Here is a 6,959-nt window from a genome sequence, read left to right as displayed (position 1 = left end):
TCGCACCGCTTAACGCCCCAAGTCTGCAATACCCCGCAAACCCAGCCTCCTCACCGCCACACTTCCAATCCCGCCGAAAGCGTCGCTGCGAAAGAGGCCGAATTATAAAGAACTATCAGAAACTGTCAACACCATTGAGACCGTAAATATCAACCCCCCCCCCTAACATCACACCAAAGTCACACGCGAGAACTTTCGCTTACCGACCTGCAGCACCACCACACACCCCGCCGAAAGCAGCAATCCCCGATCAGAGATCTTTTCGCCATCCAGGCGGACACCACCCTGATCGATCATGCGTAGAGATTCCGACGTACTGCCGGTCAGCCCCGCCTGCTTCAGCACGACTGCGATTGAAAGCCCAACCTCACCCGCCTGCAGCGTCACTTCGGGAATGTCGTCCGGAATCGCGTTCCGCTGAAAACGTGCTTCGAAATCCTCGAGCGCCGCCGTCGCCGCAGCAGCACCATGAAAGCGCGCCACGAGCTCCTGTGCGAGCATTACCTTCACGTCGCGAGGATTTCTTCCATCTTCGATCGACTGACGCAACGCCCGAATTTCCGACAACGGCCGGAACGAGAGCAGATCGTAGTAGCGCCACATCAGCACGTCGGACACCGACATCACCTTCCCGAAGATCTCGTTAGGCGGCTCATAGATGCCAATATAGTTACCCAGCGACTTGGACATCTTATTGACACCATCCAGGCCTTCGAGCAGCGGCATCGTCAGCACGCACTGAGGTGCCTGGCCGTAGTGCTTCTGCAGTTCACGACCAACCAGCAGATTGAAGCGCTGATCCGTACCGCCCAGCTCGACATCCGCCTTCATCGCCACCGAGTCATAGCCCTGGCAAAGCGGGTACAGAAACTCATGGATCGCGATGGACTGCTGAGCGGCGTATCGCTTGGAGAAGTCGTCACGCTCGAGCATTCGTGCCACCGTATGCTGCGCCGCGAGACGAATCATTCCGGACGCACCAAGCGCCTCCATCCAGCTCGAGTTGAAGCAGACTTCGGTTTTGGCCGGATCGAGAATCTTGAAGACCTGCTCCTGATACGTCTTGGCGTTTTCGAGCACTTGCTCGCGCGTGAGCGGCGGACGCGTCGTGTTCTTGCCCGACGGATCACCGATCATGCCGGTGAAATCGCCGATCAGAAACATCACCTGATGGCCGAGTTCCTGAAAATGGCGCAACTTGTTGATGAGTACCGTATGCCCCAGATGCAGGTCGGGCGCAGTGGGATCAAAACCCGCCTTGACCCGCAAGGGACGCCCGGCCTTGAGCTTTTCCACCAATTCCGCTTCGATCAGGAGCTCGTCAGCCCCGCGCTTGATCAGCTCCAGCGCCGCAGTAATTTCAGTCATATTTATCCTCGAACAAGCCCACTCCGCGAAGTTTTTGGTAGACTTCGGCGCTTGTTTTTGCTTGGAAAGTCTGATGCTTAGAGAAAAGACGACGATTCTAGCGCATCTCAAAAAGCTTCGCGCAGACGACCCCGCCCGGGCGTGGCGCCTTGCGAGTGCCGGCATCGGATCGGCAATCGGCATGGCAGCAGCCATTGCGGTCGTCCCCGGCTCACCGGTCGAACCTATCTCCACCGAAACCGTCGTCGAACAACTTGGCGCCCTCCCGGCCGCCGTCAGTAGCTCCGACCCGCGCCCTTTCATCCGCGAAGACAAGATTCGCACCGGCGAAAGCCTGGCGAGCGCCCTGCGTCGCCTCGGCGTCACCACTCACACGGTCACGACCCAAGCCAACGCCCCAAAACTGATGCGGGACCTTGCAGGCAGCTTCCGCCCCGGTGCCTTCATCACCGTCGCCAGCACTGCAGAGGGTGGCCTCCAGAGCGCCTCCCTCTCGAACGCGGGCTCTGACATCGAGCATGTCATTCAGGTGGTGGACGGTAAGCTGCAGGTTTCGCAGCAGGCACTCGCCTTCGAGACCCGTATCCACATGCAGAGCGGAACAGTCCAGTCGTCGCTGTTTGCCGCAATGGACGCCGCAGGCCTGCCCGACAGTGTCGCGGAATCACTCTCGAACATCTTCGGCGACGACATCGACTTTCACACCGATCTTCGCCGCGGCGACCGCTTCAGCGTAATCTACGAAGTTCAATACCACCAGGGCAGAGCCATCCGCACCGGGCGCATCCTGGCTGCCGAGTTCATCAACCAGGGCATTCGCCACGCGGCCTACCTGTTCGCCCACCCGAACGGCAACCAGGAGTACTACAACCAGGACGGCAAGAGCCACAAGGAAGGCTTCCTACGCTCGCCACTGGAATTCTCGCGGGTCAGCTCCGGCTTCTCGATGCGCCTGCATCCGGTCTTCGGGACGTGGCGGGAGCACAAGGGCGTCGATTACGCTGCCCCTCACGGCACGGCAGTAAGAGCCACCGCCGATGGCGTCGTCGAATTCGTCGGACAGCAGAATGGCTACGGCAACTTCGTCGTACTGCGCCACCGCGACAAATACACCACAGCCTACGGCCACCTGAGCGGCTTTGCCGCGAATCTCAAGACCGGCACCCGCATCAACCAAGGCGACACCATCGGCTACGTCGGCAGTACCGGCTGGGCAACCGGCCCTCACCTGCACTACGAGTTCCGTATCGACAACATCCACCAGGATCCGCTTACGGTCAGCCTCCCCAGCGCGGCAGCACTGAGCGGCGCCTCACTGACCGCATTCCGTAACCAGACCTCGGCACTGGCCACGCAGATCGCTCACCTTCAGCAAAGCAAGGCTGTTTTTCTGGACTAAAACAGTCTGACCGAACGCCACACCGCGCACCGAAGCCAAAAAAGACAACGCCCGTCATCGCAAGATGACGGGCGTTGCGTTTATTCCGACCCACACCACACCCTGGCTGCACACCATCGCAGCCGAGGCGCAGTCTGCAATATCAAGCCGAGAACGACGAACCGCAACCGCAAGTGCTGGTTGCGTTCGGATTGCGAATCACGAATTGCGAACCCTCAAGACCCTCGGTGTAATCGATCTCCGCACCCACGAGGTACTGGTAGCTCATCGGATCGATCAGCAGCATCACGCCGTCCTTTTCCATCACGGTATCGTCGTCGTTGCGAATCTCATCGAACGTGAAACCGTACTGAAACCCGGAACAGCCACCGCCCGTCACGAAAACGCGCAGCTTCAGTTCGGGATTGCCTTCCTCGATGATCAGGTCTTTGACCTTGTTCGCCGCACTATCGGTGAACACCAGAGGGCTCGGGGTTTCGGTCGGGGCATTCATGAAACAACTCCTTCAAATATATCTTCAAATTATCGTCACGCCCCAAGCCATGGTCAAGGCACGGGCAACGAATAGTCGACAAATTTACTCGAATTTAGTTCAAGGCATCAAGGGAATCTGCCCCAGGCCCGCAGTCTCCGACAAACCGAACAGAATATTCATGTTCTGCACAGCCTGTCCTGCCGCCCCCTTTACCAAGTTGTCGATGACCGACAGGACAACCACGACATCGCCACCCTGGGGACGATGCACCGCGATGCGACACATGTTGGCCGAACGCACCGAACGCGTGGATGGATGAGAACCCTTGGGCATAACATCAACGAAAGCCTCCCCCCCGAACCGCGCCTCGAACAAAGCCTGAAGATCGACATCCTTCTTCAGACGGCCGTAAAGGGTGGCATGAATGCCGCGGATCATCGGAGTGAGATGCGGAACGAAGGTCAGTCCGACCGGCGCATTCGCGTAGCGCGACAGGCCCTGACGAATCTCCGGGAGATGGCGATGCCCCGCCACACCATACGCCTGGAAGTTATCGGCCGACTCCGAAAACAGGATGTGGGTCTCGGCCTTGCGCCCCGCCCCCGAGACCCCCGACTTCGCATCGGCAACGAGACCGTCCAGTTCGATCACACCAGCCTCGACCAAGGGCAGAAAGCCAAGCTGAACGGCCGTGGGATAACACCCGGGATTGGCGATCACGCGCGCCGACTTGATGGCCTCACGATTCACCTCCGGCAGACCATACACGGCTTCGGCCACAAGCTCGGGGCACGCGTGCTTCATGCCATACCACTTCTCCCACTCGTCGATATCCGAAATACGAAAATCCGCAGCCAGGTCGATCACCTTGACGCCTGCCGCAACCAGCTCGGCGGCTTGCTGCATCGCGATCCCATTAGGCGTGGCGAAGAAAACGACATCACACTCGGCAAGGTTCGCAGACTGGGGATCGACGAAGCACAGATCGACCCGACGACGCAGGCTCGGAAACATGTTCGCCACTGGAACTCCGGCATCGCCACGGGAAGTGATCGCCTTCAGCTCCACTTCCGGATGCTGCGCCAGCAACCGCAGCAACTCGACACCGGTATAACCAGTTCCACCCACCACACCTACCTTGATCATGCTCGCCCCCAACAGGAATTGAACGACTCAACCATCCGGCGCGATCGCCGAAAGTCTTGAAGATACTACGTCCAGATGACAAAAAGCCGCCCGGAGGCGGCTTTTTGAACCATCGTCGAAACGATTAACGCTTCGAGAACTGCTTGCGACGACGCGCCTTGCGGAAGCCGACCTTCTTACGTTCGACTTCACGGGCATCACGAGTCACGAGACCGGCCTTCTTCAGCGGCGACTTGAGCTCCGCATCGTAGTCGATCAGGGCACGGGTGATACCGTGGCGAACCGCACCAGCTTGGCCCGATTCGCCACCGCCGGTCACGTTGACCAGAATGTCGAAGCTGTCGGCGAAGTTGGTCAGAACCAGCGGCTGACGCACGATCATGCGGCCGGTTTCGCGGGAGAAGAATTGGTCAACCGGCTTACCGTTCACGACGATGTTGCCAGTGCCCTTCTTGATGAAGACGCGGGCAACAGCCGACTTGCGGCGACCGGTACCGTAGTTGTAAGTCACAGCCATTGTCGGCTCCTGTTAAATCGCGAGTACTTGGGGCTGCTGGGCGGCATGCGGATGCTCCGCGCCGGCGTAGCACTTCAGCTTCTTGAGCATCGCGTAGCCGAGCGGACCCTTGGGCAGCATGCCCTTGACGGCCTTTTCCAGCACACGAGCGGGGAAGCGCTGCTGCAGCTTGGTGAAGTTGGTTTCGTAGATGCCGCCCGGGTAGCCAGAGTGACGGTAGTACTTCTTGTCCTGGGCCTTGGTGCCAGTCACACGCAGCTTATCGACGTTGACGACGACGATGAAGTCACCGGTATCGACGTGCGGGGTGTAGATGGCTTTATGTTTGCCGCGCAAGCGAAGCGCAACTTGGGAAGCAAGCCGACCAAGGACCAAGTCCGTCGCGTCGATGACGAACCAGTCGCGCTTGACCTCATGCGGCTTGGCAGAAAACGTTTTCATGAAGATCCCTCTGACTTTTCCCGACACCGGGAACGACCATAATTCGGAAAGCCGCGGATTCTATCCCACAACCCGAAGCCGTGTCAAACTCAATCGCAAATAAAAAAAAGCGCAGATCGGGGAGATCTGCGCTAAATCCACACCAAAGGAGGAGGGTGGAGGAGACACCTTTCAGTCGCTTCAAACTACAAAAGCAACTGGACTAAGTGAATTATGGCCAGCCCCCCCACCCGACGCAAGCGTTTTTTGTGCATTGCAGTATAAATATTTTAATCAAAATATAATTTTTATTTATAAAACAAAACCCTTGTTAAACCGGGGTTTTCAGCGCTCACAGACCACGACGCAGTCATTCACAGGGCACCCTGCTCCGTTCTGGAGCAGTCTTGATGCTGCGCCGCAACATTGCCAGCTCGCCCCGCTGCGTCGCGTCCCGCTACAATCCGATGCTGCAGCACAAAACCACGGCGGACTTCACCCCACGAGAGAACGAGGAACTGAGAATGGAATGCGTAGTGAAATGGACCGGCGCGGACGGCATGAGCTTCCTGGCCGAAACCGGCTCGGGGCACCTGGTCGCAATGGATGGCGCGCCCGACGCGGGCGGACGCAACCTGGCGCCGCGCCCGATGGAGATGATGCTGGCCGGCGCCGGCGGGTGCACGGCCTTCGACGTGGTGCTGATCCTGAAGCGCGGACGCCAGGAGGTGACCGACTGCGCAGTGAGCCTGAAGGCGGACCGCGCCGAGACCGATCCGAAGGTTTTCACCCGGATCGCTTTCCACTACAAGGTGAGCGGTCGCAACCTGAAACCCGAATCGGTCGAACGAGCCATCAAGCTGTCCTCCGAAAAATACTGCTCCGCGACGATCATGCTCGGCAAAACGGCCGAAATCGAGCACACCTGGGAAATCGTCGAGGTCTGACCGACCGCGCACCGGTGCCCAGGGCCCCACATCGACTGGCCCGGCCGACACGCCGGGCCCTCCGCATCACACCCAGTAGGCCACGCCGGTCATGACCTTCGAGGTGGCCTTCATGGCAGCCTTCACCGGCAGCGGCAATTCGACCGCCCCGAGCCGCAGCGCCGTTTCGGCGTGCGCCACCTCGTCGGCCTTCATCTGCTCGACGATTTCCCGCGAACGCTGATCCTGTGCCGGCAGACGGCCGAGGTGGCTCTTCAGGTGAGCCTCGACCTGGCGCTCGGTTTCAGCCAGAAACCCCAGATTGACACCATCCCCGAAACGGGCCGCGAGCATCCCGATGGCGAGCGAGCCGCCGTACCACAGCGGGTTGAGCAGGCTCTTGCGACCGCCCAGCTCGGCAATTCGCCGCTCGGTCCATGCCAGGTGTTCCGTTTCCTCGTGGGCGGCGCCCTCGAGCGCGCGTTTGATGCCTTCATCCTTCGACATCAGCGCTTGCCCCTGATAGAGCGCCTGGGCGCAGATCTCGCCGCAGTGATTGACCCGCATCAGCGCCGCCGCGTGGCGCTTCTCCTCTTCCGACAGCTCGGCCTCCGGCAGCGCCTCGCCTGGCGTAGGGCGCACCGTATGCGCATTGGCGAAGACAGTGCGCAGCGCCTTGTCGAATCCGATGATCAGTTGGTCAAGCAT

Annotated in this window: 8 protein-coding genes; 2 read left to right on the top strand and 6 right to left on the bottom strand. The window is 59.6% G+C overall.

What is annotated here, in order from left to right; genetic code table 11:
- Positions 1-168: 168 nt before the first annotated feature.
- Positions 169-1,368 (bottom strand): tyrosine--tRNA ligase, encoded by a 1,200-nt coding sequence (gene tyrS / locus ACE3P2_RS13730; protein ID WP_374265379.1) that lies wholly within the window; start codon positions 1,366-1,368, stop codon positions 169-171.
- Between the two features lie 181 nt (positions 1,369-1,549).
- Between tyrS and ACE3P2_RS13725 the strand changes: the two genes are divergently transcribed.
- Positions 1,550-2,767 carry a peptidoglycan DD-metalloendopeptidase family protein gene (locus ACE3P2_RS13725; protein ID WP_374265377.1) on the top strand — a complete coding sequence of 406 codons (1,218 nt, stop codon included), beginning with the start codon at positions 1,550-1,552 and terminating at the stop codon, positions 2,765-2,767.
- Positions 2,768-2,909: 142 nt separating this feature from the next.
- On the opposite strand, the gene erpA is transcribed toward ACE3P2_RS13725, so the two are convergent.
- The 4 genes from erpA to rplM form a co-directional block, all read right to left on the bottom strand.
- Positions 2,910-3,260: an iron-sulfur cluster insertion protein ErpA gene (gene erpA, locus ACE3P2_RS13720; RefSeq protein ID WP_374265375.1), complete on the bottom strand. Its 351-nt coding sequence runs from the start codon at positions 3,258-3,260 to the stop codon at positions 2,910-2,912.
- A gap of 99 nt (positions 3,261-3,359) precedes the next feature.
- Positions 3,360-4,388, bottom strand: coding sequence for an N-acetyl-gamma-glutamyl-phosphate reductase (gene argC, locus ACE3P2_RS13715; RefSeq protein ID WP_374265373.1), 1,029 nt, complete (start codon positions 4,386-4,388; stop codon positions 3,360-3,362).
- Between the two features lie 124 nt (positions 4,389-4,512).
- Complete coding sequence (gene rpsI, locus ACE3P2_RS13710; RefSeq protein WP_324382180.1) at positions 4,513-4,905, bottom strand: 30S ribosomal protein S9; 393 nt, start codon at positions 4,903-4,905, stop codon at positions 4,513-4,515.
- A gap of 12 nt (positions 4,906-4,917) precedes the next feature.
- On the bottom strand, positions 4,918-5,346 hold the full coding sequence (rplM, locus tag ACE3P2_RS13705) for a 50S ribosomal protein L13 (RefSeq protein WP_374265370.1): 429 nt from the start codon (positions 5,344-5,346) through the stop codon (positions 4,918-4,920).
- A 503-nt stretch (positions 5,347-5,849) separates the two neighbouring features.
- On the opposite strand from rplM, the gene ACE3P2_RS13700 reads away from it, so the two are divergent.
- A complete protein-coding gene (locus tag ACE3P2_RS13700) occupies positions 5,850-6,272 on the top strand; it encodes an OsmC family protein (protein WP_374265383.1) in 423 nt (140 codons plus the stop codon).
- 66 nt (positions 6,273-6,338) lie between these two features.
- Here ACE3P2_RS13700 and coq7 read toward each other — a convergent pair whose 3' ends face one another.
- Positions 6,339-6,959 carry a 2-polyprenyl-3-methyl-6-methoxy-1,4-benzoquinone monooxygenase gene (gene coq7 / locus ACE3P2_RS13695; protein WP_374265368.1) on the bottom strand — a complete coding sequence of 207 codons (621 nt, stop codon included), beginning with the start codon at positions 6,957-6,959 and terminating at the stop codon, positions 6,339-6,341.

It is taken from the genome of Zoogloea sp., assembly GCF_041911615.1.
In the GTDB taxonomy this organism is placed as follows: Bacteria; Pseudomonadota; Gammaproteobacteria; order Burkholderiales; family Rhodocyclaceae; genus Zoogloea.
This window is presented reverse-complemented; position numbering and strand designations above follow the sequence as displayed.

Bases quoted from the DNA above. Each gene is read 5' to 3' on its own strand.
- tyrS (WP_374265379.1), bottom strand. From the start codon at position 1,368: ATGACTGAAATTACTGCGGCGCTGGAGCTGATCAAGCGCGGGGCTGAC.
- erpA (WP_374265375.1), bottom strand. From the start codon at position 3,260: ATGAATGCCCCGACCGAAACCCCGAGCCCTCTGGTGTTCACCGATAGT.
- rplM (WP_374265370.1), bottom strand. From the start codon at position 5,346: ATGAAAACGTTTTCTGCCAAGCCGCATGAGGTCAAGCGCGACTGGTTC.
- ACE3P2_RS13725 (WP_374265377.1), top strand. From the start codon at position 1,550: ATGGCAGCAGCCATTGCGGTCGTCCCCGGCTCACCGGTCGAACCTATC.
- ACE3P2_RS13700 (WP_374265383.1), top strand. From the start codon at position 5,850: ATGGAATGCGTAGTGAAATGGACCGGCGCGGACGGCATGAGCTTCCTG.
- rpsI (WP_324382180.1), bottom strand. From the start codon at position 4,905: ATGGCTGTGACTTACAACTACGGTACCGGTCGCCGCAAGTCGGCTGTT.
- coq7 (WP_374265368.1), bottom strand. From the start codon at position 6,959: ATGCTTGACCAACTGATCATCGGATTCGACAAGGCGCTGCGCACTGTC.
- argC (WP_374265373.1), bottom strand. From the start codon at position 4,388: ATGATCAAGGTAGGTGTGGTGGGTGGAACTGGTTATACCGGTGTCGAG.